The following is a 23573-nucleotide window of genomic DNA, read 5'->3' as shown; positions in this document are numbered from 1 at the left end:
CCGGAGGTCCGCAGTGGCGGTCAGCAGCGGCGAGGGTAGGTCGGCCGGCCAGCACGACCCGGTTCGGCGGGAGGCGCGCGAGCGCGCCGGCGAACAAGGCCTGCTGTTCGACGAGCAGCCGACGGCGCTGCCCGAGAACATCGGTTACCGTGGCCCGACGGCGTGCGCGGCGGCCGGGATCACCTACCGGCAGCTCGACTACTGGGCCCGGACCGAACTGGTGCTCCCGACCATAAGAGCAGCTCAGGGGTCCGGGTCGCAGCGACTCTACAGCTTCCGCGACATCCTCGTCCTGAAGGTCGTCAAACGTCTCCTCGACACGGGGGTCTCGCTCCAGCAGATCCGCACCGCCGTACGGCACCTGCGCGACCGGGGCGTCAACGACCTGGCCCAGATCACCCTGATGAGCGATGGCGTGAGCGTCTACGAGTGCACCAGCGCCGACGAGGTGATCGACCTGCTGCAGGGCGGCCAGGGCGTGTTCGGCATCGCGCTCGGGCGGGTCTGGCGCGAGGTGGAGGGTTCCCTGGCGGAACTGCCCGGTGAGCGCGCGGAGTCCGCTCCGGATGCGGAGGGGGATCATCCGGCCGACGAGCTGGCCCGCCGCAGGAAGGCCCGTAAGATCGGCTGAGAAACGGGTACAGAGGAAGTAACCGGGTAGAGTGGACACGGCCGACGACCTCGTGCGGGAGAGACCCCTGAAGTTGCAGGGGCGCCGAAGGAGCAAACCTCCCCGGAAACTCTCAGGCATCCGTACCGCACGGACGAGGCGACTCTGAAAAGCAGGCCCGCCCGCCAGGCGGCGCCTCACCGAAGGGGAAAGCCGGGCCGGGCGGCCCGGTGAAGCTCTCAGGTCCGATGACAGAGGGGGAGACCGCATCACGGCCGGTCGCGCTCACAGGCGCGAGGCGGCCGCCGCAGGTCTCGACCCGCCCAGGAGGCCCCTGTCATGACCGACCGCTCGACGCTTCAGGATCTTTCCGCCCCGCCCTTCGCGACCCGTCACATCGGTCCTTCGGACGCCGGCCGTGCCCGCATGCTGGAGGTCGTCGGCTACGAGTCGACGGCCGACCTGCTCGCCGTGGCCGTTCCCGAGGCGATCCGCACGCGGGGCCCGCTGAACCTGCCGGAGGCGGCGGGGGAGGCCGAGGCGCTGGCCGAACTCCGCGCGCTCGCGGCCCGAAACCGGGTGCTGACCCCGATGATCGGCCTGGGGTACCACGACACGATCACTCCGGGGGTCGTCCTCCGCAACGTGCTGGAGAACCCGGGCTGGTACACCGCGTACACGCCGTACCAGCCGGAGATCTCACAGGGGCGGCTGGAGGCCCTGCTGAACTTCCAGACCGTCGTGTCGGACCTCACCGGCCTCGACGTCGCCGGCGCGTCCCTGCTGGACGAGGCGACCGCCGCGGCCGAGGCGATGACGCTGGCCCGGCGCGCGAGCAAGGTCAAGGCGGACGTCTTCGTGGTCGACGCGGACGCGCTGCCGCAGACCAAGGCCGTGCTGGCGACCCGCGCCGAGCCGCTCGGCATCACGCTGGTGGAGTCGGACCTCGCGGGCGACCTGCCCGAGTGCTTCGGGGTCCTCGTCCAGTATCCGGGCGCGAGCGGCCGGGTGGCGTCCTTCCGGGCGCTGGCCGAGCGGGCGCACGCCGCCGGCGCGCTGCTCGTCGCGTCGGCCGACCTGCTGGCGCTGACCCTGCTGGAGCCCCCCGGCGAGCAGGGCGCCGACATCGCCGTCGGCTCCTCCCAGCGCTTCGGCGTCCCGCTGGGCTACGGCGGCCCCCACGCGGCGTACATGGCGGTCCGTGAGGGCCTGCAGCGGCAGATGCCGGGCCGCCTGGTCGGCGTCTCGGTGGACGCCGACGGCCGTACGGCATACCGGCTGGCCCTGCAGACCCGCGAGCAGCACATCCGGCGGGAGAAGGCCACCAGCAACATCTGCACCGCGCAGGTCCTGCTCGCGGTCATGGCCTCGATGTACGCCGTCTACCACGGCCCCGACGGCCTCCGGCGGATCGCCCAGCGGGCGCACCGCCACGCGGCCGTCCTCGCCGCCGGGCTGCGCGAGGGGGGTGTGGAGATCGTCCACGACGAGTTCTTCGACACCGTGCTCGCCCGCGTGCCGGGCCGGGCGGAGCACGTCGTGGCCGCCGCCGCCGAGCGGGGCGTCAACCTCCGCCTGGCGGACGCCGACCACGTCGGCGTGGCCTGCGACGAGAAGACCGTCGTCGGCCACCTGCGGGCCGTCTGGGAGGCGTTCGGCGTGCCGGGGATCGTGGTCGAGGACCTCGACCGGGCGACCTCCGACGCGATCCCCGCGAACCTGCAGCGGACCTCCGGCTTCCTCACCCACCCGGTCTTCCACTCCCACCGGTCCGAGACGGCCATGCTGCGTTACCTGCGGCGGCTGCAGGACAAGGACGTCGCGCTCGACCGCTCGATGATCCCGCTGGGCTCCTGCACGATGAAGCTCAACGCGACCACCGAGATGGAGCCGGTCACCTGGCCGGAGTTCGCCGCGATCCACCCGTTCGCGCCGGCTGAGCAGGCCGAGGGGTACGCCGAGCTGATCGCGACGCTGGAGGGCTGGCTGGCCGAGGTCACCGGCTACGACCGGGTGTCGATCCAGCCGAACGCCGGCTCGCAGGGCGAGTTCGCGGGGCTGCTGGCGATCAGGTCTTACCACCGCTCCCGGGGCGAGGACGGCCGCGACGTCTGCCTCATCCCGTCGTCCGCCCACGGCACCAACGCCGCCAGCGCCGTCATGGCCGGCATGCGGGTGGTCGTGGTGGCCTGCGACGAGAGTGGCAACGTCGACCTGGGCGACCTCGCCGCGAAGATCGACAAGCACCGCGACGCGCTCGCCGCGATCATGGTGACGTACCCGTCCACCCACGGCGTGTACGAGGAGACGATCGTCGAGATCTGCGAGCGGGTCCACGAGGCCGGCGGGCAGGTCTACGTGGACGGGGCCAACCTCAACGCGCTGGTCGGCCTGGCCCGGCTGGGCGAGTTCGGCGCGGACGTCTCGCACCTGAACCTGCACAAGACCTTCTGCATCCCGCACGGCGGCGGCGGGCCCGGCGTCGGCCCGGTCGCGGTCAAGGCCCACCTCGCGGAGCACCTGCCCGCGCACGTGTCGGCCTCGCCGTACGGCTCGGCGGGCATCCTGCCGATCTCCTGGGCGTACGTCCGCATGATGGGCGGCGACGGCCTCCGGCAGGCCACCGAGCAGGCGATCCTGTCGGCCAACTACCTGGCCCGGCGCCTCGCGCCGCACTACCCGGTCCTCTACACCGGCCGGGACGGCCTGGTCGCGCACGAGTGCATCGTCGACCTGCGCCAGATCACCAAGGAGACCGGCGTCACGGTGGACGACGTGGCCAAGCGGCTGATCGACTACGGCTTCCACGCGCCCACGATGTCGTTCCCCGTCGCCGGGACCCTCATGATCGAGCCGACCGAGAGCGAGGACCTGGCCGAACTGGACCGCTTCGCCGAAGCGATGATCGCCATCCGGGACGAGATCGCCAAGGTGGCGTCGGGCGAGTACGACAAGGCCGACAACCCGCTGCGCAACGCGCCGCACACGGCCGAGTGCCTCACCGCCGACGAGTGGGCCCACCCCTACTCGCGGGCCGTCGCCGCCTACCCGGTGCCCGGCCTGCGCGACGACAAGTACTGGCCGCCGGTGCGCCGCATCGACCAGGCGTACGGCGACCGCAACCTCGTCTGCTCCTGCCCGCCCATGGAGGCGTACGAGGACTGACCGGTTGCGCATGTCGGCCCCGCCCGGAGGCCGGGCTCGTTAAGATCGCGGATGCACGCTCCTGTCCCTGCGACCTCTGCGAGGCCACCTCATGACGGCCATCGACCCCGGGCGGCCCGACCGGCTCGACCAGGCGCACCGGCTCTCCGAGACGGGCGACCTCGACGCCGCGGCGTCGATCTTCGCGGAAGTCGCCGCGGACGAGGAGGCACCCGACCGCGCCGAGGCCGCGGCGGGCCTGTCGGCCGTCGTGGAGCACATGGCGGAGCGGCTGCTCGCCGAGGGAGAGCCGGAACGGGCGGCGGACGTGCTGCTGGAGGCGCTGTCGGTGCCCGCCGTGGCCGACCGGGCGCGCCTGCGCGTGCTGCTCGGCATCGCGCACCTGGAGATGGCCTGCGCCCAGTTCGCCGGCGCGGTGGAGGAGGGCCGCGGGGAGGGCCCGGACGCCGAGACCGGTGCGCTGGCGATCGAGCTGCTGGCCCGGACGCTGCCCCTGCGGGGGCGCGACGCCGACGCCGGGACCGTGTGGCGCTACGGCCTCGACCACCCCGACCGGGCGCTCGCCGAGCAGGTGCGGCTGCGCCTCGGCCGGGACGTCCGCCCGGTCATGGAGAGCGTCGAGGCCTGATCGGGGACCGAACGGCCGGTGGTCCGCCGGCCGGCCCCCGTCGGTCAGCGTTGGGTGCGGCGGCTCAGCGCGTACGCCAGGTTGACGGCGACGATCCCGCCCCAGGCGAGCAGCAGCCCCGGCCCGCCTGAGGTGCCCGCCGCGATCCCGGTCAGCGGGATGCCGATGCCGAGCGAGCCCAGGGCCACGCCCACCGCGCTGTCCTTCGGGCGCCTCCCGGGAAGCGGCTGGTGCCCGATGTGCGCGGCGACCTCGTTCCGCACCCGCGCGGCGATCTCCACGTCGAGCTTGTCGAGGAACGAGTCGACGAGCGCGTCCTCGTACTCCGGGCCGAGGTCCCGGCGGGCCGCGATGACGGCGCGCAGGTCCTCCCGGGTCGTCTGCGTCCCCGCCTGCGGCGGCGGCCTGTAGCCCTGCCCGGCGGCGGGCGGTTGCGATGCGATCTCCGGCACCATGACATTCTGGCCCATACTCGCGAGCCCTGCCATCCTCCGAACGGAGGGTCCGCACCTCCTGCCGGGGACGGAGCCGATACGGTCACCGGCATGGGAGTCGCGCTGGAGATCGAGACCCCGCACGGCCCCGCGCTGGCCGAGGTGGAGGAGGCCCCCGGCGCCCGGCTGCTGCTGGTGCTCACGCACGGGTCCGGCGGCGGGGTGGACGCCCCCGACCTGCTCGCCGTACGGGACGCCGTGCTGCCGGCGGGGGTGACGGTCGCACGGGTGGTCCAGCCGTTCCGGCTGCGCGGCGCCCGGGCGCCGGGATCGGCCGTCAAACAGGACGAGGCGTGGCTGGCCGTCGTCGCCGCGCTGCGGGCCCGTCACCCGGGCCTGCCGCTCGTCCAGGGCGGACGGAGCAACGGCGCACGGGTCGCCTGCCGTACGGCACACGAGGCGGGGGCCGGGGCGGTGGTGGCGCTCGCCTTCCCGCTGCACCCGCCGGGGAAACCTGATCGGTCGCGGGCGGACGAGCTTCGGCAGGCCGGGACCCCCGTGCTCGTGGTCAGCGGGGATCGGGATCCGTTCGGCGTGCCGGACGAGAAGGACGCCGCACGTCTCGTGGTCCTCCCGGGGGAGGGGCACGAGTTCAGGAAGAACCCCGCCCGGGTGGGCGAGGAGGTGGCGCGGTGGCTGCTGCCGTGGCTGCTGGAGCAGGAGGCCTAGGCCGCGCTGATGGCCATGTCGGTGGGGCGGTGCGGAGCGATGACGCCGCCGTCCGGCAACAGCTCGCCGGTGTCCTCGAACAGCACGACACCGTTGCAGAGCAGGCTCCAGCCCTGCTCGGGGTGGCAGGCTACCGTTCGGGCGGCTTCTCGGTCCTTCGCGTCCGCGGTGGGACAGGCCGGTTCATGAGGGCACATCGCCGGGGCTCCCCGTGTTCTTTATCGTTCGTCTTACGTTCGTGTGTTCCGCCGGGCGTCCGCCGCGCCGTATGACGTACGACACATCGGACTACTCCAGTCTGCGGTTCGGCCCCATCCGCATGACATAGTCCGTTCGGGGCATTTCCGCCGGTCGGGCTGGGGACCCGACCACACCCCCCGAGCGGTCTCACACACACTGATGTGACCTAGTACACAAGAATGCCCCATTCGAGATAACGCTCCAACCTCGACACGCCGACCATCGGGTAACCGGGAGGCCACAGCTCCGGTGTCAGCCCCCGTGCCGGACGCCGAGACCGCTGATCAGCGCGTCGAGGCCGTGCTCGAAGTCGCGCTCGCCCTCGGCGGTGCGCGCGTCGCGCACGGTCGCGTCCGGGTCGGCCCACCCCGACCGCTGGACCTCCACCGCGACGCTGCCGAACACGTACGCCCGCAGCGCCCGCACCGCCGCCTCCGGGTCGTGCGCGCCCGCCTCGCCCAGTTGCTCGGTCTGCTCCCTGATCGCGATCAGGGCCGAGCCCTTCGGCGGCTTGGTGAGGGCCAGCGACAGCACGCCGGGGTGTTCGAGCAGCGCGGCGCGGCTCGCCCGGGCCCAGGCGCGGGCCCTGTCCGGCCAGCCCGGCGCCTCGGCCGGGTCGACGCGTACGGTCGTCACGTGCTCGGCGAGCGCGTCCATCAGCGCCTCCTTGCCCCGGGGCAGGTGGTGGTAGATGGCCATCGCCTCCACCTGGAGGGCGTCGCCGAGCCGGCGCATGGTCAGCCGGCGCAGGCCCTGGCCGTCGGCGATGTGCAGGGCGGCGTCGATGATCCGTTCCCGGGACAGCGGCACGGGTGGTCGCTTGGCAGGCATGGCGATCATGCTGCCACAGCTCTCCTTACTTCGTAAAGGGCGGCGCACCCTGCGGTACGAGGCCTCGCGCGGACCGCGTACGCTACCGAGTGCATGACTTGACTGCACACGTTGGATACCTAAGGGGTCGACGATGGCGTTTTTCCGTCCGCGGGTGAGCCGGGAGGCGGAGGTCCGCTACCACGCGGATCTGGAGATCCGGCGGAACTTCGGCGACGTGCTGGAGAAGATCCGGGTGGCGCAGCGGCGGTTCCAGGAGGCGAAGGCGGCCGGGGCGCCGCTGCCCGTGCTCCGCGAGGCGGCCCTGGGCCTGGACACCGCGCTGACCGAGGCGCTGCGCGCCGCCGAGGCGGGGCAGCGCGCCACCTTCGGGGTGAAGTCCTACGACAGCAGGATCGCGCGGCGCAAGGGACGGGCGACGCCCGACGGCGCGCTCTGGACCGACGAGGTGAACCGCCTGCGCACGATGCGCGAGGCGCACCGGCTCAGCGGCATCCCCCGGGTGCCCCGCGCCGGCCGGACGGGCGACCCCGCCCGCCTGACCCCGCGGGACGTGCGCGGGGGCCTCGCCTCCGCCCGCGGCTGACCGCCCGCTCCTGAGAAAGCCTTACGGCCCGCACCCCCGAGGGGCGCGGGCCGTACGAGTAACCTGATCAGCTGGCCCAGTCGAGCAGGGGCCGGGTGTTGCTCGGGTGGCGAAGCTTGGACAGCGACTCCTTCTCCAGCTGGCGGATCCGCTCCCGGGTCAGGCCCAGGTGCTTGCCGATCTCGTCCAGCGTGTGGGGCTTGCCGTCGGCCAGGCCGAACCGCAGGCTCATGATCTTGGCCTCACGCGGCGACAGGTTGCCGAGCACGCCCTTGAGCTGCTCGGCCAGCAGCTGCCGGTCGACCACCTCGGACGCCTCGGGCGAGTCGACGTCCTCGATCAGGTCGCCGATGCGGGTCTCGCCGTCCTCGCCGATGGTCGAGTCGAGGCTGATCGGCTGCCGGCTGGTGCGCAGCAGCTCCTCGATCTGGTCGGGCGTCTTGTCCAGCTCGGCGGCGAGCTCCTCCGGGGTGGGCTCCCGGCCGAGCCGCTGGTGCATGTCACGCTCCACGCGGGACAGCTTCGACAGCATCTCCAGCACGTGGACGGGCAGCCGGATGGTGCGGGCCGAGTCGGCGAAGCCGCGCTGGATGGCCTGCCGGATCCACCACATGGCGTACGTGGAGAACTTGTAGCCCTTGGTGTAGTCGAACTTCTCGACCGCCCGGATCAGGCCGAGGTTGCCCTCCTGCACCACGTCGAGCAGGGCCATGCCCCGGTCGGTGTACTTCTTGGCCACCGAGACCACCAGCCGGAGGTTGGCCTCCAGCATGTGGTCCTTGGCCCTGCGGCCGTCCTCGATGGCCCACTCCAGGTCCTCGCGGACGTGCGCGGGCAGGTGGTCGCCGCTCTCCAGGGCCGTCTCCAGCTTGTACTCGGCGTACAGCCCGGCCTCGATGCGCTTGGCCAGCTCCACCTCCTGGGCGGCGGTGAGCAGCGTGCGGCGGCCGATCGACTTCAGGTAGGTGTGCACCGAGTCGCCCATGACCGAGGAGGTGTCGTCGAGGTCGAGCGGCTCGTTGTCCGCCGCCTCGGTCTCCGCCTCGGCGCCGGCGACCTCCTCGTCGAAGGGCTCCTCGGCGGCGGTGCCGGCCGTGGTGTCGGCCGCGCTCGCCTTGGCCGTCCGCTTCTTCGCGGCGCCGCCGCGGGCGGGTGCGTCCCCGGCGGCCTGCGCCGCGGCCTGGGCGGCCCGGCGCGACTTCCTGGCGGGCGCCCTGCCCGGCGCCTCTCCGGAGGTCTGCGTGGACGTCCGCGCGCCGGCGGTGAGACCCGGCTCGTTCTCGGCGGCCAGGTTCACGCCCGCCTCGGTGAGCTCGCGGAGAATGGAGCGGCCCTCCACGGGGCTCACGCCGGCCTCTGCGAAGGCCTCGCGCAGCTCCGACAGGGAAAGGCGGCCCTGTGCACGGCCGCGCTCCAGGAGCCGGTCGAGCGTCGTCGGGGTCACCTCGCGCTCGTGCGAGTTCGCCACGGCGGTCCGGGGCATGAAGACACCTCCTCCTTGCGGAGTTCATCGTCGATTCGGGGTTTCAAATGCTTGTGATCGGGGCGCGGCGTCCGGCGGCTCAGCGCACCAGTATCAATAACGCTCTCGTGCCCGGTTTGTTCCCAGACCCCGTAGGGCAGGTCTTCCGATTCGGCGTGCGGGCCGTTTCCTCAGTCGTTGGGCGTGACGATGTTGATGCTGAGCTCGGGCACCGGCATCGGGCTCGCGTCCTCCAGACGCTCCGGCGTCCAGTAGCCACCGACCTGTTCCGGGTCGTCGGTGAGGACCCTGGACACCACGGAGGGGTCCTGGGGATCTTCGGTGGGGGTGGGGCCGAGCTTGGCGGCGGGGGCGTTCTGCACGACCTTGTCCAGCCGGGCGGCGAACGCGGCGGCGGTCACGGAGGCTCCGCCCAGGATGACGAGGCTCACGAGGACGGCGGAGGCCATCATCTTGTGGGCCGGTGTGAGCCGGATCGGTCCCATGCGGCGTCCCCCTTCCCCTGCTCTCGGTCGACGCCCCTGCTTGTATGACGCACAAAGGTCAGTCGCGGTTCCGGTTCCTGAGAGCGACCATATCCGGTTTGCCGTTCGGCAGCAGGGGAATCCGGGGCACCAGCTCGACCGCGCGTGGCGCGGCGTAGGCGGGCAGCCGCTCCTTGGCGAAGGCCCGCAGGTCGTCCAGCCCGACCTTCAGCCCGGTCCTCCCGGTCACGACCGCCACCACGATCTCGCCCCATTCGGGGTCGGGCCTGCCCACCACGACCACGTCCCGTACGGCCGGGTGCCCGGAGAGGACCTCCGCGACCGCGCCGGCCACGACCTTCCGGCCACCGGTGTTGATCACATCGTCGGCGCGGCCCAGCACCGTGAGCCGCCCGTCCTCGACGGAACCGAGGTCGGAGGTGACGAACCAGCCGCCGTCGAGGTGCGGCTCGTCGCGGAGACGGTAGCCCGACAGCAGCACCGGGCCCGCGATCCGCACCCGCCCGTCGCCGCCGATCGCGACGTCCACGCCGTCCAGCGGCACGCCGTCGTACACGCACCCGCCGCTCGTCTCGCTCATGCCGTACGTCGTGACGATCCGGGCGCCGGAGGCGCGGGCCTCGGCCAGCAGGCCGGAGGGGGCGGCGGCCCCGCCGAGCAGGATCGTGCGGAAGGCCGCGACGTCCGCCCCGGAGTCGAGCATCCGCCGCAGTTGCGTGGGGACGAGGGAGACGTGGTCAGCGCCGCTCGCGGCCACCGCGGCGGGGGAGAAGCGCGGGTGGACGATCGGCTCGGCGCCGCACAGCAGCGACCGGACGAGCACCTGCGCCCCCGAGATGTGCGAGGGCGGCAGGCAGCACAGCCAGCGGTCGCCCTCCCCGGCCCCGAGCCGGGCCAGCGAGGCGCGGGCCGACGCGAACAGCGCGTCCGCCGTCAGCTCGACGCCCTTGGGCGCGCCGGTGGAGCCGGACGTCGCGATGATCAGCGCCGCGTCCGACGGCACGCCGTCCGGCTCACGCCGTACGCCGTCGGGGGTCACCACGTGGGTGGGGCGCATCGCGGCGAGCGCCGCCTCCAGCGCGGGCCGCGGCAGGTCGGGGGAGAGCGGCAGCACGGCCGGCCCGTCGCCGGTCAGGGCCCGCCGCACCGCGTCGTACAGGGCGGGACCGGCCGGCAGGACGAGGGCGTGAACCGGGCGATGTCCTGGACGGCTGAGCACGGTCGTAAGGTTAGTCCCGGCGCGGTGGCGGGAGGCGACCGCCTGCTGGTGACGACGTACCGGTGACGACGAAGGAGCGGGTGTGACGAGCGGGGTCGACTGGAAGCGGTCGGGCGAGTACGAGGACATCTTCTACGAGACCGCGGAGGGGATGGCGAAGATCACTATCAACCGCCCCGAGCGGCGCAACGCCTTCCGGCCGACGACTCTGTTCGAGCTCCGCGACGCCTTCAACCGGGCGCAGGAGGACACCGAGGTCGGTGTGATCATCTTCACCGGCGCCGGCGACCAGGCGTTCTGCTCGGGCGGTGACCAGAAGATCCGCGGCGACGACGGCTACGTGGACGACAAGACCCACGGCGTCGGGCGGCTCAACGTCCTGGACCTGCAGGTGCAGATCCGGCGCTGCCCCAAGCCGGTCATCGCGATGGTGGCGGGCTACGCCATCGGCGGCGGCCACGTCCTGCACGTGTGCTGCGACCTGACGATCGCCGCCGACAACGCCAGGTTCGGCCAGACCGGCCCGAAGGTCGGCTCGTTCGACGGCGGGTACGGCTCCTGGCTGCTGGCCGAGACCGTGGGCCTGAAGCGGGCCCGCGAGATCTGGTACCTGTGCCGGCAGTACGACGCCGAGACCGCCCTCCAGTGGGGCCTGGTCAACGCCGTCGTCCCCCTGGAGCGGCTGGAGGAGGAGACCGTCCAGTGGGCCCGCGAGCTGCTGGAGAAGTCTCCCCTCGCGCTGCGCATGCTGAAGGGCGCGCTCAACGCGGTGACCGACGGCGCGGCCGGCATGCAGCAGTTCGCCGGCGACGCCACGCTCCTCTACTACATGAGCGAGGAGGCCCAGGAGGGCCGCGACGCGTTCAAGGAGAAGCGCAAGCCCGACTTCGGGAAGTTCCCCCGCCGGCCATAGGGCGTGGTGTGACGGGGTTTGCCCCGTTGTGTCGTACGCTGACGGCTTCGGGAACGGGAGGAGACGGGCGGTTGGACACGAACCGGGCCGGCCGGGGCGTTCGGGAGGCGCGGCGGTGAACCCGGCGACCGCCCTCGCGACCGTGCTGATCGACGAACTGGTGCGCTGCGGGGTCACCGACGTGGTGCTCGCCCCCGGCTCCCGGTCCGCGCCGCTGGCGCTCGCCGCGCACGCCGACTCGCGGGTGCGGCTGCACGTGCGCGTCGACGAGCGCTCGGCCTCCTTCGTCGCGCTCGGCCTGGCCAAGCGGTCCGAGCGGCCGGTGGCGCTGGTCTGCACCTCGGGCACGGCGGCGGCGAACTTCCACCCCGCCGTCATCGAGGCGTCCGAGTCAGGCGTGCCGCTGCTCGTGCTGACCGCAGACCGCCCGCCCGAACTGCGCGGCACCGGCGCGAACCAGACGATCGACCAGATCAAGCTGTACGGATCGGCGGTGCGCTGGTTCGCCGAGGTCGGCGTCCCCGAGGACCGCCCCGGCCAGGTGGCCTACTGGCGGTCGCTCGTGTGCCGGGCCTGCCAGCGGGCCGCCGGGCCGCCCGACCCCGGGCCGGTCCACCTCAACGTGGCCTTCCGCGAGCCGCTGATCCCCGACGGCGACGCGTCGTGGTGCGAGTCCCTCGACGGGGACGCCTCCGGCTCGTGGTTCCGGGCGCGGGTCGCGCCTCCGTCCGCCGCCCTGCACATCCCGCCGACCCGGCGCGGGGTGCTGGTCGTCGGCGACGGCGCGGCGAACGTGCGGCGCTACGTCGCCGCCGCGGGCATGGCGGGCTGGCCGGTGCTGTCGGAGCCCAACGGCGGCGGCCGGTACGGCGACCACGCCGTCTCGGCCTACCACTTCCTGCTGGGCGACCAGGAGTTCGCCGACGCCCACCGGCCGGACGTGGTGGTCACCCTCGGCCGCCCTGGGCTGTCGCGCCCGCTGCTGTCGTGGCTGCGGCGGGCCGAGGAGCACATCGTGGTGGCCCCCGACCTCACCCGCTGGCCCGACCCGACCCGGTCGGCCACCCAGGTCGCGCAGGCCGTGGAGATCCCGATCGCCGCGGGCGGCGACGCCTGGCTGCGCTCCTGGCGGCACGCCGACCACGTGGCCCGCGAGGCGATCGACGCCGTGCTCGACTCCTCCGGGCTGACCGAGCCGCGGCTGGCCAGGGACCTCGCCGAGGTGCTGCCCAACGGGTCGCTGCTGTTCTGCGGGTCGTCCATGCCGATCAGGGACCTCGACCAGGCCATGCGGCCCCGCAGGGGACTGCGGCTGATGGCCAACCGGGGCGCCTCGGGCATCGACGGCCTGGTCTCCACCGCCGTCGGGGCCGCGCTCGCGCACAACGGCCCGGCGTACGCGCTGATCGGCGACCTCACGCTGCTGCACGACCAGAACGGACTGATCCTCGGCCCGCGCGAACCCCGGCCCGACCTGTGCCTGGTGGTGGTGAACAACGACGGCGGCGGGATCTTCTCGCTGCTGCCGCAGGCCGCGCTGGAGGATCCGTTCGAACGGGTCTTCGGCACGCCGCACGGGGTGGACCTCGGCTACCTGGCCGCCGCGAGCGGCCTGCCGTACACGGTGGTGCAGGAGACGGAGGAGCTGTCCAAGGCTCTCAAGGGGGACGGCCTGCGCCTGGTGGAGGCGCGGACCGACCGGGCGCGCAACGCCGCCGTCCACGTCGCGATGCGCGAGGCCGTACGCGCGGCGATGCGCGACTGATCATCCTCCGGTCGCACACGACACGGTCTTCTCTGGTCCTCACGGCGGATGCCGCATCGCCGGGGCGGCGGCAGAATGGGGGAAGCTTTCCGCACTGAGGAGTGAGATGCACGTCGACGAGTGGCTGCAGACCATACCGTCCGTCTGGGTCTATGTGCTCGTGGGCGCCATCATCGGCCTGGAGAGCCTGGGCATTCCGCTGCCTGGGGAGATCGTGCTGGTCAGCGCCGCGCTGCTGTCGTCGCGAGGGGTCGTCGACCCGGTGGTCCTCGGGTTGTGCGCGAGCGGCGGGGCCATCGTGGGCGACTCGATCGGCTACGTGATCGGCCGCAAGGGCGGGCGGCCGCTGTTCGACCGGCTGGGGCGGCGCTTCCCCAAGCACTTCGGCCCGGCGCACATCGCCAAGGCCGAGGAGGTCTTCAACCGCCACGGCATGTGGGCGGTGTTCTTCGGCCGGTTCGTCGCGCTGCTGCGCATCCTCGCCGGGCCACTGGCCGGCGCCCTGCACATGCCGTACTGGCGCTTCCTCGTCGCCAACGTCCTCGGCGGTGTCGCGTGGGCCGGCGGCACCACGGCCGCGATCTACTACCTGGGCGTCGTGGCCGACAAGTGGCTGAAGGGCTTCTCCTGGGTGGGGCTGGTGATCGCCCTGCTGTTCGGGCTGGGCAGCACGGTGTGGCTGAAGCGTAAGGCCGCCAAGGCGGCCCGCGAGGAGGAGCCCGTGCCGGAGACCGCCACCGCCGCCTGAGGGAGGCCGTCCCGGCTCTTCCACCTTCCTGCTCTTTCACTCACCTTCCGGCTCTTTCACGTTCCGGCGCGGGCGTGACCTTCACGGGGTCTTGACCTTGCAGCGGGGGAGCGGACACTCTGCACCCGGCGCCGGCCCCGGAGCGTCTCCGGGTCCCGCCGCCTGCCGTCCGCTCCGAGGCAGAGGGTGAGCCTTGCCCCCCAGGTCATCCGCGGTCACCCGCGCCCCGGCGCCCCCGCGTGCCTCCGGGCCGCGTGCGCCGCCTCCGTCGCCGTCGTACCCGCGTCCGTGAAACGTTCAGCGCCGGCCCCCGGCGCCCGGCGGGCCCGACGGGCCCGGGCGCCTTCGCGCCGGCATGGAGAAGGGAAGACCGTGCGACGCACTCAGGTACACGCGGCACTGGCCGCGCTGGCGGTGACCGCCACCTTGCTGCCCGCGGCGGCCCATGCGGCCACCTCTGCGACCACCTCTGCGGCCTCGCCCCCGGCCGGTCCGGAGACGGCGGGGCGGCGGCCGGGGCAGGCCGCTACGGGCGCCCTGGCGACGGCGCACACCGCCGGCCGGGTCGAGGCCGCCGGACGCTCCGTGCGGTACAGCTGGCCGGGCGTCTACTTCGAGGGCCGCTTCCGCGGCACCGGCGTGGGGATCGTGCTCGACGACGCCGTCAACGACTACGACGTCCAGATCGACGGCGCCACCGTCGCCACCCTGGTCACCCCCGGCCGTACCACCCACTGGGTGAGGAACCTCCGCAACGGCGTGCACACCGTACGGCTCGTCAAGCGCAGCGAGAGCCCGTGGGCGGTGGGCGAGTTCGGCGGGTTCGTCGCCGCACCAGGCGGCGCGATCCTGCCCAGGCCCGCCGACCGCCGCCGGCAGATCGAGTTCATCGGCGACTCCTACACCGCCGGCTACGGCAACATGTCCGGCACCCGCGACTGCCCCGCACCGGGTCAGATCGACAGGACCACCAACGCCGACGTCAGCTTCGGCGCTCTCACCGCACGAGGGCTCGGCGCCGACTACCAGATCAACGCCTTCTCCGGGCGCGGCGTGGTGCGCAACTACAACGGGATCGAGCCGGGCACCGACTACCGCACCTACTACGACCGGGCCCTGATCGGCGTGCCGGGCGACGTCTGGAAGAACCCGGGCACCTGGCATCCGCAGCTGATCGTGATCGGCCTCGGCATCAACGACTTCTCCACCACGATCAACCCGGGCGAGCCGTGGACGCCGGAGACCCTGGTCGCCGCGTACAAGAGCGCCTATCACGGCTTCATCGACAAGCTCCGGTCCCGGTACGGCAAGCAGGCGATGATCGTGGTCAGCGCCACGTACATGTCCAACACGACGGCGTTCGCCGACGCGGCGCGGCAGATCGTCCAGGACCGCAACAGGCGGGGCGACGACCGGGTCCGCTACTGGTACTACGACAACACGGACCTGGACTACGGCGGCTGCGACTGGCACCCCTCAGCCCACGACCACAAGATCATCTCTCGCCGGCTCGGCGACTTCATCGCCACCCTCCCGCTGCGCTGGTGACAACCCCCGGCACGCCGGGTGGCGGAGCGGTCCGCCACCCGGCGCCGGCGTTGCCGGACCCGCCGCGGGGCGCGGGACAGCGGATGTGCTGCACTACCGGTCATGACGATCGTCCGTTCCCTGGTGTTGTTCGTCCTCGCGGCCGTCTTCGAGATCGGCGGAGCATGGCTGGTGTGGCAGGGCTGGCGTGAGCATCGGGGAGTCGCCTGGGTCGCCGCCGGGATCCTCGCCCTGGCCGCCTACGGATTCGCCGCCACGTTCCAGCCGGACGCGCACTTCGGTCGCATCCTCGCCGCGTACGGCGGGGTGTTCGTCGCCGGATCGCTGCTGTGGGGCGTCGTGATGGACGGCTTCCGTCCCGACCGGTGGGACCTCGCCGGTGCGGCCATCTGCCTGGTCGGAGTCGCGGTCATCATGTACGCCCCGCGCGGCTGAGTGTCTCTTCCGTAGCCGTACGACCCTGCGACGGCGGCAGCGGAGACCTGCTTGAAGGCGCACCACATTCTCGCCACCTGTGACTCCACGTAATCGTCGGACCCGCTTGTTCTATACGGAGAGCGATGAAAGGATTAGTTCAGGTGTTCGAAGTGTAGGTGTTGCGGGAGGAGGGGCAGATGGAGTCTCCGACGATCGACGTGCCATCGCCTCGTCCTCCGGCTGATCCCTGGTGGGCCAGGATCATCCACGGCCCGCCCTTCGGGTCCCCTGATGGCTCTCTCGCCTCCAAGCCCAGCGCTGAGGAATCACCCCGTCGTCCCCCTGCCGCCCCGCCGGAGCACCCCGTTGTCCCGGCCGACCGCCGTGCCGTCCCGCCGGGCCGCGCTGCCGTTCCGCCGGGCCGCGCTGCCGTTCCGCCGGGGCCCCCTGGCATTCCGCGGGGCCGCCCTGGCGTCGTGTCCGAATGCTCTGCCGTCCCGCCGGGCCGCGCTGTTGGTGGTGACCGCTGCAAGGACAGCGTCGGCGGGCGCCCCGCCACCGCAGGCGGCGGCACTCCCACCCCAAGGACCACCGACGAGGCCCCGGCGAACCCAGCCGATGCCCTCGGCGGTGGTGCTGAGGGTGTTCGGGGTGCGGGTTCGTCGTCGTGGGTGGCGGTGGCGGCTGTTGGTGAGGCGGCGCGGGCGGTGGCGCTGGTGGCGGTGCCTGAGTCGGCGGAGGTGTGTCTGGCCGAGGCTGAGGAGTTGCTGGCGGCCCGCGATCGCATCACTTCGGCGTTGGCCGCCCGGGTGGGCCGGGTGCATCGGGCCGGGGAGGCGAAGAACCATGGGCATGCCTCCACCCGGTTGTGGTTGCGATCCGTTGGCGGGATGACGATCCCGGGTGCGGGCCGGTTGGTGACGATGGGCATGGAGTTGGGTCGTCTGTCGCGGGTGCGTGAGCGGTTCGCCGAGGGCGGCCTGGCGGAGGGGATCGTGGAGGCGATCTGTACCGCCACTGCGGGGTTGACCGATGAGCAGGCGATCACCGCCGAGGGGATTTTGCTGGAGTTGGCAGGTTCGGCGGGGGCGGCGGAGGTGGCCAAGGCGGGGCGGTATCTGCGGGCGGTGCTGGACCCCGACGGCCACGAGCAGGATGAGCAGGCCGATTTCGACCGCCGGTTCTTCCGGGTGCGGCGGCGCAGGAACGGCGGGCTGGAGGGAGAGTTCTACCTCCCGGTCGAGGCGGCCGCGCGGTTGCAGCACCTGCTGGACGTCTACGCCAAGCCCAAGGCCGAGGGCGACGACCGCACCCCGAGTGTGCGGAACGCGGATGCGTTCATCGCGTTCCTGGAGAACAAGATCGCGACCGAGCTTCTGGTGCTGGTCAACGCCGAATCCCTGCCCGACGACCCCCCAGCCGACGAACCCTCACGCGAGCCCGCAGGCACCGACCCCTCTGCCGACCACCCCACCAGCGACCCGGTAGACACCGACCCCTCTGCCGATCACGTCACCAGCGACTCCTCGCGCACCGACCCGAGCGACGGCCCTGGTCCCGGCCCGTCAGGCACCCATCCCTCAGAGGCCGACCAGTCAGACGTCAGCCCGTCGGGCGCCCATGCCTCAGGGACCGGCTACTCAGACGCCGACTCCTTGGACACGGAATCCTCAAACACGGGCTCCGGTGACGACCCTGGCCCTGAGCCTGGCTCAGGCGACGACCCCGTTTCCGGCCCTGACGCCTGCGCCGCTGCGGACTTCGGCTTCGACGCCTGTGCGACCCGCTCCGGTGCGACCTTTGCCGGCGCGGCCAGCGCCACCGGCGAGCCCAGCGCCGCCGACTCCGCCTCTGATCCGCCGCCCGAGGACGCCGACGCCCGGGGCAACGCCGAGGACCGCCCCGGCGGGGACTGCCCTGCTCCCTGCTGCCCTGCTCACGATTGCCTCGGTGAGGGCCACCCTTCCGGTGACTGCCCGGCGGGGGACTACGGGCATGCTTCTACGCCGGGTGAGGCGCCGCACGGGATGCCGGGGGTGGGCTCCGGTGCGCCGCCCGGGTCGGGAGGCCGGGCGTGGGCGGAAGGCAGCCCCCGGCTGGGAGGTAGCGCCTGGCCGGGAGGAGACGCCCGGGTGGGAGGAGACGCCCGGGTGGGACGTGAGGCTTGGCCGGGGGGAGATGCCCGGGTGGGACGCGAGGCCTGGTCAGGGGGCGCGGCTTGGGCGGGGGTGGGGGTGAACAGTCCGCCGCCGGGGGTGTGGTTGCGGGGGTTGCCGGGGTTGATCCTGGCGACCGGGCATCTGCTGCCCGTCTCCGGCGTGCACCGCCTGGCGCGTACCAGCACCCTGGTGCGGATCGTGATGGACGCCGGTGGGCAGGTGCTGGACATGGGCCGCAAGGCCCGCCTCGCGACCCCGGCGCAGCGGCGGGCGGTCTTCGCCCGGTATGCGACCTGCTGGGTGGACGGCTGCCCGCTGCCCGCGACGATGTGCCAGATCGACCACGCCGAGGACTGGTGCAGCGGCGGGCTGACCGATCTCAAGCTGCTGGGGCCGGCGTGCCAGTTCCACAACCGCGACCGCTACCGCCACCCGAACCGCTACACCCGCCGCAAGATCGGAGCCGACCGCTGGGCCTTCACCTACCGCAACCCCCACACCACCCGGAGACGCGAATGAGACACCAACGCGAATGAGACACCGAGCGGACTACTACCGGGCTCACGGCTGGGTCTGGGTGAGCAGGAAGATCGGTGTTGGACCGCCCACGTATCACACCACCCACGTATCACCACCCACGTATCACCACCCACGTATAACCGCTCACGTATATACGCGAGTCGACGCTTACGACTTCAGGTGTGGGCGGGTTCGGTGACTCCGAACCACAGCTGCAAGGCTGCCCGGAGTGCTTCGATCTCCGTGGGGTTGGGCCGGGGCGACGCAGATGCCCAGGCCACATAGCCATCCGGTCGAAGGAGCAGGGCGGTGGGTGTGGGGATGCGAGAGCGCGCCGTTACGACATCGACCTGGTCGTGCCGCAGGGCGAGGGTCTCTGCTAGCGATGCCTCTTCGGTCAGGTCGAGCAGCAGAGGGCGTGCGTTTCTGGTGAGCTCGGCCAGCCGGACCGGTCCGGTCGGGGTGTGCAGGTCCATATCCGGGGCGAACCGGCCGGTCAGCGGGTGTGCCTCGTGTTCGCCCATGTCGTAGCGGACGTCTGCGCCGGCGAGGAGGCCGGCGAGGCGCTGTACGGTGCTTTGGTCGCGGAGCAGCTCGGTGAACACCTCGCGCAGTCCGGTGACATCGCTGCCGGGGGCTATCAGAGCCGCTTGCGCCTGCGCGTTCAGCACCATGCGCTGGGCGGCCGATCGTCGCTCTGTCTCGTAGCTGTCCAGCAGCCCGGGCGGGGCGCTTCCCCGGATCTCGGCGGCGAGTTTCCAGCCGAGATTGACCGCGTCCTGCAGGCCGAGGTTGAGCCCTGGACCACCTCCCGTGGCGGCGTACACATGCGCGGCGTCACCGATCAGGAACACCCGGCCGTCGGCGAACCGTTCGGCGATGCGGGTGTTGCCGCCGGTCAGTCGGCGCAGCACGTGCGGCCCCGGGCCATCGGGCGGATCGAGCGGCACGTCGACGCCGAGCACGCGGCGGATGCTCACCCGCAGTTCCTCCAGGCTCATGGGAGCGTCGGTCGCGGGCCTGTCCCATTCAGTGGTGCTGATCAGCGGTGGGTGGCCAGGCATCGGCGCGTAGGAGAACCCGCCGTGTTCGGTGCGGTGGGGCAGGAACGGCAGAATGTCGCCGTAGCCGGGCACGTTCAGCGCGCCGGTCGCGGGATCGACCCATTCCGCCGGGACCGTAGCGTGCGCTGAGCAGACGGTCATCCGGTCGTAGGTGATGCCGGGGAACGCGATGCCGGAGAGCTTGCGCGTGGTGCTGTGAGCTCCATCCGCGCCGACGAGGTACCGGGCCCGCAATTGGCCGGCCTCGCCCAGGCTCGCGAAGTCGACGGTCACCGCGTCGTCGTCCTGCGACAGGCCGACGACCTCGTGTCCCCGGCGGATCTCCACGCCCAGTTCGATGGCGCGCTCCTCCAGGACCTGTACGAGGCGTCGCTGCGGCACCGGCAGGGCATAGACCGGGCTGTCCTGAAGCAGGCTCAGGTCCAGGCCCAACGCGCCGAACATGAAGTATCCGGAGTTCGGCTGCGGAGGTTGTGGGCTACCAGAAAGACGTTCATGCAGCCCTCGATGGTCGAGCATTTTCACGACTTGGCCGAGCAATCCGTTCGCTTTCGGTTCTTCGCTGGGCTCGATCAGCCGCTCCAGCACGACCGGCCGGGCCCCTGCCAGGCTCAGTTCGCAGGCCAGCATCAGCCCGTTCGGGCCACCACCGACGATGACGACATCTATGATCACGTGTTCTCCTCGGTTCGTACGGAAAGGGCGGGACGGGTGGTCGACGCCGCCGAAGCGCTCGCGGACCAGTCGCACGGCGGTGCCGAGGAATTCGTTGACACAAGTGCTGACGTCGCCGATCTGCTCCCGCACGCGATCTGGCCGGCTCGGCGACGCGACCCGCTCGTCGGTGCTGTCACCGGGTAGGAATCCAGAATTCATCAGACTCGGCTCGGCGCCGACGACGAACACCACCGCGGCTCCCGCCGCCTCAGCCGCTCCGCGCGTTCGGCGCAGTCCGCGAACAACGACACCATCTCCTCGGCGGTCAGTTCCAGGGGGTAGGGGGAGAACCAGACCTCCAGGCCCGGATCGGCGGCGTGCGCCGCCGCCGGCTCAATCCGTTCCGGGTCGCCGCCCAGACGCGGACCGCGGTGCAGTGCAGGTCATCGCGGATGATGCGCATCTCGCGCCCGACCACGTCCGGGCCGAAGCGTTTGCGGGAGATCGCTCCGTTCTCGACGAAGCCGGTGTCGTAGCTGATGCCCTTGCCCCTCATCGTGCTGGTTCCCTCCTGGCGGGTGAGGAGGCCAGGCTAGAGAGAAATCTGCGCGCACGCAACTTTGCGTGCGCGCATATAGACTATGCTGAGCCCGTGACGACGAGACGGACGGGGTTGCGCGAGCAGAAGAAGCAGGCCACCCGAGAGGCATTGCGCGCGGCGGCCCTGCGGCTGGCTCTTGAGCGTGGACCGGACAACGTGCGCGTCGATGACATCGCCGAGGCCGCCGGCGTTTCGCCGAGGACGTACAACAACTACTTCTCCAGCCGAGAACAGGCGATCGTCGCCGCCGTCACCAGCGAACGAGAGGCACGAGTCGCGGCGGCGGTGGCCGCCCGGCCCGGCGGCGTCGGCCTCGCCGACGCCGTCGTCGAGGCCATCGTGGATCAGTACACCGCCTCGGACGCGCCCGGCCAGGACGCGCTGCTGCTGATCACCACCCGCCCCGCGCTGCGCGACGCATTCATCGACACCACCACCGCGATCGAACATCCCCTCACCGAAGCCATCGCCGAGCGTCTCGGCGATGGCGACCCGAGCATCGCACGGGTGCTCGCGGCGAGCGTGGCCGCCGCAGTCCGCGTGGCGCTCGAGCAGTGGCTGCAGACGGCTTTCTCGTCCTCCACGGCCAGCGGGCTCGTCGTGCCGTCCGGCTCGCTGCCGGACTTCCTGCGCGCCACGCTCGCACCCCTCAGACCGGCACTCGACGCCGCAGAGCAACGAGCACTCCGCCACCGGCAACGGTGAACTCCCGCCCCACGTGAAGCGTTCTCACCTTACTTCGTAAAGGGGCGCGCTCAATAGACTGACCATGTGACAACGCCGTACCGGACGATCGGAAACGTCGTCGAGCATGAGACTGAGATCCGCCGTTCGCGCTTCATCTGTGCCCTGGCTCCGGCGGCCACGGAGGAGGCGGCACGGGAGTTCGTCGCCGAGCGCAGGAGGCTGTACGCCGACGCCAGCCACAACTGCACGGCGTACGTCATCGCAGGAGGCGGAAGCGGAGGCGGGGACGGTGGCGTGCGCCGGGCGGACGACGACGGCGAGCCGGGCGGAACGGCGGGCACGCCTATGCTGGAGATGCTCACCCGGCGTGGATTCGCGGACGTGGTGGCCGTCGTCACCCGCTACTTCGGCGGGGTGCTGCTGGGCGCCGGCGGCCTCGCCCGCGCGTACGGCGGCGCCGTGGGGGAGACCCTCGACCGGGCGGAGGTCGTCGAGATGGTTCCCGCGGCGGTTGTGACCGTGTCGGTCGGCCACGCCCAGGCCGGCAGGCTGGAAAGTGATCTGCGCGCCTCGCCGTACCCGGTGCGCGGTGTCGACTACAGCGTCGGCCACGGCGCGCGGGTGGCCTTCGAGGTCGCCGTCGCCGAGGACCGGCTGCCCGCCTTCGAGGAGTGGGTCGCGGCGGTCACCGCCGGGCGGGCCGAGACCGAGCTCGGCGAGATCGTCCACCTGGCCCGCTGAAACCCTGGCCCTGAACCCCGGCCTGCTGAAGGCCCGTGTGTCACCCCTCCAGGGCGTACTGCATGACGCGGAGCTTGGCCTGCGCCTCGGCGAGTTCCTTGGCCGGGTCAGAGCCGGCCATGATGCCGCAGCCGGCGAACAGCCGGGCGTGCCTGCCGGAGATGTACGCGCAGCGCAGGGCGATGCCCCACTCGCCGTCGCCGTGCGCGTCGATCCAGCCGACCGGGCCGGAGTAGCCGCCGCGGTCCATGCCCTCCAGTTCGCGGATGAGGCCGAGCGCGGTGCCGGTGGGCGTCCCGCCGACGGCGGCCGTGGGGTGCATGGCGGCCACCACGTCGAGCACCGACGCCCCGTCGGACAGCCGCCCGGTGACCCGGCTCGCCAGGTGCTGCACGTTGGGCAGCACGAGTAGTTCCGGCTCCTCGGGCACGTGCAGCGTCGAACACAGGGGAGCCAGGGCCTCCCGGACCGAGGCGACCGCGCAGGCGTGCTCGTGCCGGTCCTTCTTCGACGCGTACAGGGCGGCGGCGCGGGCGGCGTCGTCGGTCGGCCCCGACCCGCGCGGAGTGGTGCCGGCGAGGACCAGGGACTCCACCGCCTGGCCGGTGTGCCGGACCAGCAGTTCGGGCGTCGCGCCGACCAGGCCGTCCACGGAGAACGTGTAGCACTCGGGGTAGCTCCGGGCCAGCCGCCCGAGCAGCACGCGGATGTCGATGTCCCGGTCGGCGACGGCCGTGAGGTCGCGGGCGAGCACCACCTTGTCGAGGCCGCCGTCCCTGATGCGGCTTACCGCTCGCGCGACCCGATGCTCCCACTGGGGCGCCGTCAGCGTGCCGTCACCGTACCGGATGCGGCCGGGTTCCACCGGGGGGCGGGCCAGTTCGAACGCGTTGTCGCCGATCGTGGTGAGCCAGGCGCGGCCGTCCCGCCGGGCGAGCACCACGCGGGGGACGACCAGGACGGTCCCCGGGGCGTCGGCGTCGAAGGTGAAGGAGCCGAAGGCCACCGGCCCCGAGCCCGGCATGCCGACCTCGTCCCGGATGAGCGCCCCGGCGAAGAGCGAGGAGAGCCAGCCGCGGGCCCAGTCGAAACGGCCCGGACCCGGCGGCACCATGGCGCGTGCCGCCTCCCCCCACCCCACGAGTCCCTCGCCGTTCCTGATCCACGCGTACGGCGCGGCGCCGGGCAGGCGCGCCAGGAGATCGTCGGGGTCGCTCACCGCGACCGTGCGAACCACCAGGGGCTGGATAAGGGCGACACTCACCCGAATCACTCTACGCACGATCTGAACATGTTCGACAAGAGGCCCCCGCATGCCGCTGGAGCCCACTCTGTCAAGCCGCG

At 72.3% G+C, this 23573-nt stretch carries 22 protein-coding genes and 1 riboswitch; of the genes, 13 read left to right on the top strand and 9 right to left on the bottom strand.

Features of this window, described 5'->3' with window-relative positions:
- The first annotated feature begins 13 nt into the window (after nt 1–13).
- From FED44_RS12855 to FED44_RS12845, 3 genes are all read left to right on the top strand, one after another.
- Nucleotides 14–631: a MerR family transcriptional regulator gene (locus tag FED44_RS12855; RefSeq protein WP_262367358.1), complete on the top strand. Its 618-nt coding sequence runs from the start codon at nt 14–16 to the stop codon at nt 629–631.
- A gap of 45 nt (nt 632–676) precedes the next feature.
- Nucleotides 677–769, top strand: a riboswitch (glycine riboswitch).
- A gap of 180 nt (nt 770–949) precedes the next feature.
- Nucleotides 950–3775, top strand: coding sequence for an aminomethyl-transferring glycine dehydrogenase (gcvP, locus tag FED44_RS12850; RefSeq protein WP_138460773.1), 2826 nt, complete (start codon nt 950–952; stop codon nt 3773–3775).
- A 91-nt stretch (nt 3776–3866) separates the two neighbouring features.
- Entirely contained in the window at nt 3867–4403 is a 537-nt protein-coding gene (locus FED44_RS12845; RefSeq protein ID WP_111698617.1) for a hypothetical protein, read from the top strand.
- A 44-nt stretch (nt 4404–4447) separates the two neighbouring features.
- Here FED44_RS12845 and FED44_RS12840 read toward each other — a convergent pair whose 3' ends face one another.
- Entirely contained in the window at nt 4448–4855 is a 408-nt protein-coding gene (locus tag FED44_RS12840) for a hypothetical protein (protein ID WP_133305896.1), read from the bottom strand.
- A gap of 93 nt (nt 4856–4948) precedes the next feature.
- Between FED44_RS12840 and FED44_RS12835 the strand changes: the two genes are divergently transcribed.
- Complete coding sequence (locus tag FED44_RS12835) at nt 4949–5566, top strand: alpha/beta hydrolase family protein (RefSeq protein ID WP_138460772.1); 618 nt, start codon at nt 4949–4951, stop codon at nt 5564–5566.
- On the opposite strand, the gene FED44_RS12830 is transcribed toward FED44_RS12835, so the two are convergent.
- Together FED44_RS12830 and FED44_RS12825 are read right to left on the bottom strand one after the other, a co-directional pair.
- Nucleotides 5563–5763, bottom strand: coding sequence for a DUF5999 family protein (locus FED44_RS12830; RefSeq protein ID WP_111698608.1), 201 nt, complete (start codon nt 5761–5763; stop codon nt 5563–5565). The genes FED44_RS12835 and FED44_RS12830 overlap by 4 nt on opposite strands.
- A gap of 295 nt (nt 5764–6058) precedes the next feature.
- Nucleotides 6059–6646 carry a TetR/AcrR family transcriptional regulator C-terminal domain-containing protein gene (locus FED44_RS12825; RefSeq protein ID WP_307801899.1) on the bottom strand — a complete coding sequence of 196 codons (588 nt, stop codon included), beginning with the start codon at nt 6644–6646 and terminating at the stop codon, nt 6059–6061.
- 124 nt (nt 6647–6770) lie between these two features.
- Here FED44_RS12825 and FED44_RS12820 point away from each other — a divergent pair, with 124 nt between their 5' ends.
- Entirely contained in the window at nt 6771–7223 is a 453-nt protein-coding gene (locus FED44_RS12820) for a hypothetical protein (protein WP_244301879.1), read from the top strand.
- A 67-nt stretch (nt 7224–7290) separates the two neighbouring features.
- Here FED44_RS12820 and FED44_RS12815 read toward each other — a convergent pair whose 3' ends face one another.
- The 3 genes from FED44_RS12815 to FED44_RS12805 all read right to left on the bottom strand — a co-directional run bounded on the left by FED44_RS12815 (nt 7291) and on the right by FED44_RS12805 (nt 10410).
- Nucleotides 7291–8706, bottom strand: a complete 1416-nt coding sequence (locus FED44_RS12815; RefSeq protein ID WP_208758951.1) for an RNA polymerase sigma factor — start codon at nt 8704–8706, stop codon at nt 7291–7293.
- 170 nt (nt 8707–8876) lie between these two features.
- The gene (locus tag FED44_RS12810; protein WP_138460771.1) at nt 8877–9191 is read right to left on the bottom strand and encodes a hypothetical protein; all 315 of its coding nucleotides are present in this window, start codon (nt 9189–9191) and stop codon (nt 8877–8879) included.
- A 58-nt stretch (nt 9192–9249) separates the two neighbouring features.
- On the bottom strand, nt 9250–10410 hold the full coding sequence (locus FED44_RS12805) for an AMP-binding protein (protein ID WP_244301877.1): 1161 nt from the start codon (nt 10408–10410) through the stop codon (nt 9250–9252).
- A gap of 82 nt (nt 10411–10492) precedes the next feature.
- Between FED44_RS12805 and menB the strand changes: the two genes are divergently transcribed.
- The 6 genes from menB to FED44_RS38065 all read left to right on the top strand — a co-directional run bounded on the left by menB (nt 10493) and on the right by FED44_RS38065 (nt 18479).
- Nucleotides 10493–11323, top strand: a complete 831-nt coding sequence (gene menB, locus FED44_RS12800) for a 1,4-dihydroxy-2-naphthoyl-CoA synthase (RefSeq protein ID WP_111698600.1) — start codon at nt 10493–10495, stop codon at nt 11321–11323.
- A gap of 115 nt (nt 11324–11438) precedes the next feature.
- On the top strand, nt 11439–13088 hold the full coding sequence (gene menD, locus FED44_RS12795; protein ID WP_111698597.1) for a 2-succinyl-5-enolpyruvyl-6-hydroxy-3-cyclohexene-1-carboxylic-acid synthase: 1650 nt from the start codon (nt 11439–11441) through the stop codon (nt 13086–13088).
- A gap of 106 nt (nt 13089–13194) precedes the next feature.
- The gene (locus FED44_RS12790; protein WP_111698594.1) at nt 13195–13836 is read left to right on the top strand and encodes a DedA family protein; all 642 of its coding nucleotides are present in this window, start codon (nt 13195–13197) and stop codon (nt 13834–13836) included.
- Nucleotides 13837–14208: 372 nt separating this feature from the next.
- Nucleotides 14209–15384, top strand: coding sequence for an SGNH/GDSL hydrolase family protein (locus tag FED44_RS12785; RefSeq protein ID WP_208758950.1), 1176 nt, complete (start codon nt 14209–14211; stop codon nt 15382–15384).
- Nucleotides 15385–15486: 102 nt separating this feature from the next.
- Nucleotides 15487–15819: a YnfA family protein gene (locus FED44_RS12780; RefSeq protein ID WP_138460769.1), complete on the top strand. Its 333-nt coding sequence runs from the start codon at nt 15487–15489 to the stop codon at nt 15817–15819.
- A 659-nt stretch (nt 15820–16478) separates the two neighbouring features.
- Entirely contained in the window at nt 16479–18479 is a 2001-nt protein-coding gene (locus FED44_RS38065; RefSeq protein WP_167521460.1) for an HNH endonuclease signature motif containing protein, read from the top strand.
- A gap of 176 nt (nt 18480–18655) precedes the next feature.
- On the opposite strand, the gene FED44_RS12770 is transcribed toward FED44_RS38065, so the two are convergent.
- Together FED44_RS12770 and FED44_RS36370 are read right to left on the bottom strand one after the other, a co-directional pair.
- The gene (locus FED44_RS12770) at nt 18656–20452 is read right to left on the bottom strand and encodes an FAD-dependent oxidoreductase (RefSeq protein ID WP_222867882.1); all 1797 of its coding nucleotides are present in this window, start codon (nt 20450–20452) and stop codon (nt 18656–18658) included.
- Between the two features lie 73 nt (nt 20453–20525).
- Nucleotides 20526–20756 (bottom strand): hypothetical protein, encoded by a 231-nt coding sequence (locus FED44_RS36370; RefSeq protein WP_187406004.1) that lies wholly within the window; start codon nt 20754–20756, stop codon nt 20526–20528.
- Between the two features lie 96 nt (nt 20757–20852).
- On the opposite strand from FED44_RS36370, the gene FED44_RS12760 reads away from it, so the two are divergent.
- Nucleotides 20853–21506, top strand: a complete 654-nt coding sequence (locus tag FED44_RS12760; RefSeq protein WP_111698585.1) for a TetR/AcrR family transcriptional regulator — start codon at nt 20853–20855, stop codon at nt 21504–21506.
- Nucleotides 21507–21572: 66 nt separating this feature from the next.
- Nucleotides 21573–22229: an IMPACT family protein gene (locus FED44_RS12755; protein ID WP_111698582.1), complete on the top strand. Its 657-nt coding sequence runs from the start codon at nt 21573–21575 to the stop codon at nt 22227–22229.
- Between the two features lie 40 nt (nt 22230–22269).
- Here the strand turns inward: FED44_RS12755 and FED44_RS12750 are convergent, their stop codons facing one another.
- Nucleotides 22270–23499, bottom strand: coding sequence for an isochorismate synthase (locus tag FED44_RS12750; RefSeq protein WP_244301920.1), 1230 nt, complete (start codon nt 23497–23499; stop codon nt 22270–22272).
- Nucleotides 23500–23573: the final 74 nt, after the last annotated feature.

The sequence above is a fragment of the Microbispora triticiradicis genome, assembly GCF_005864065.1.
GTDB classification, from domain to species: domain Bacteria; phylum Actinomycetota; class Actinomycetes; order Streptosporangiales; family Streptosporangiaceae; genus Microbispora; species Microbispora triticiradicis.
This window is presented reverse-complemented; position numbering and strand designations above follow the sequence as displayed.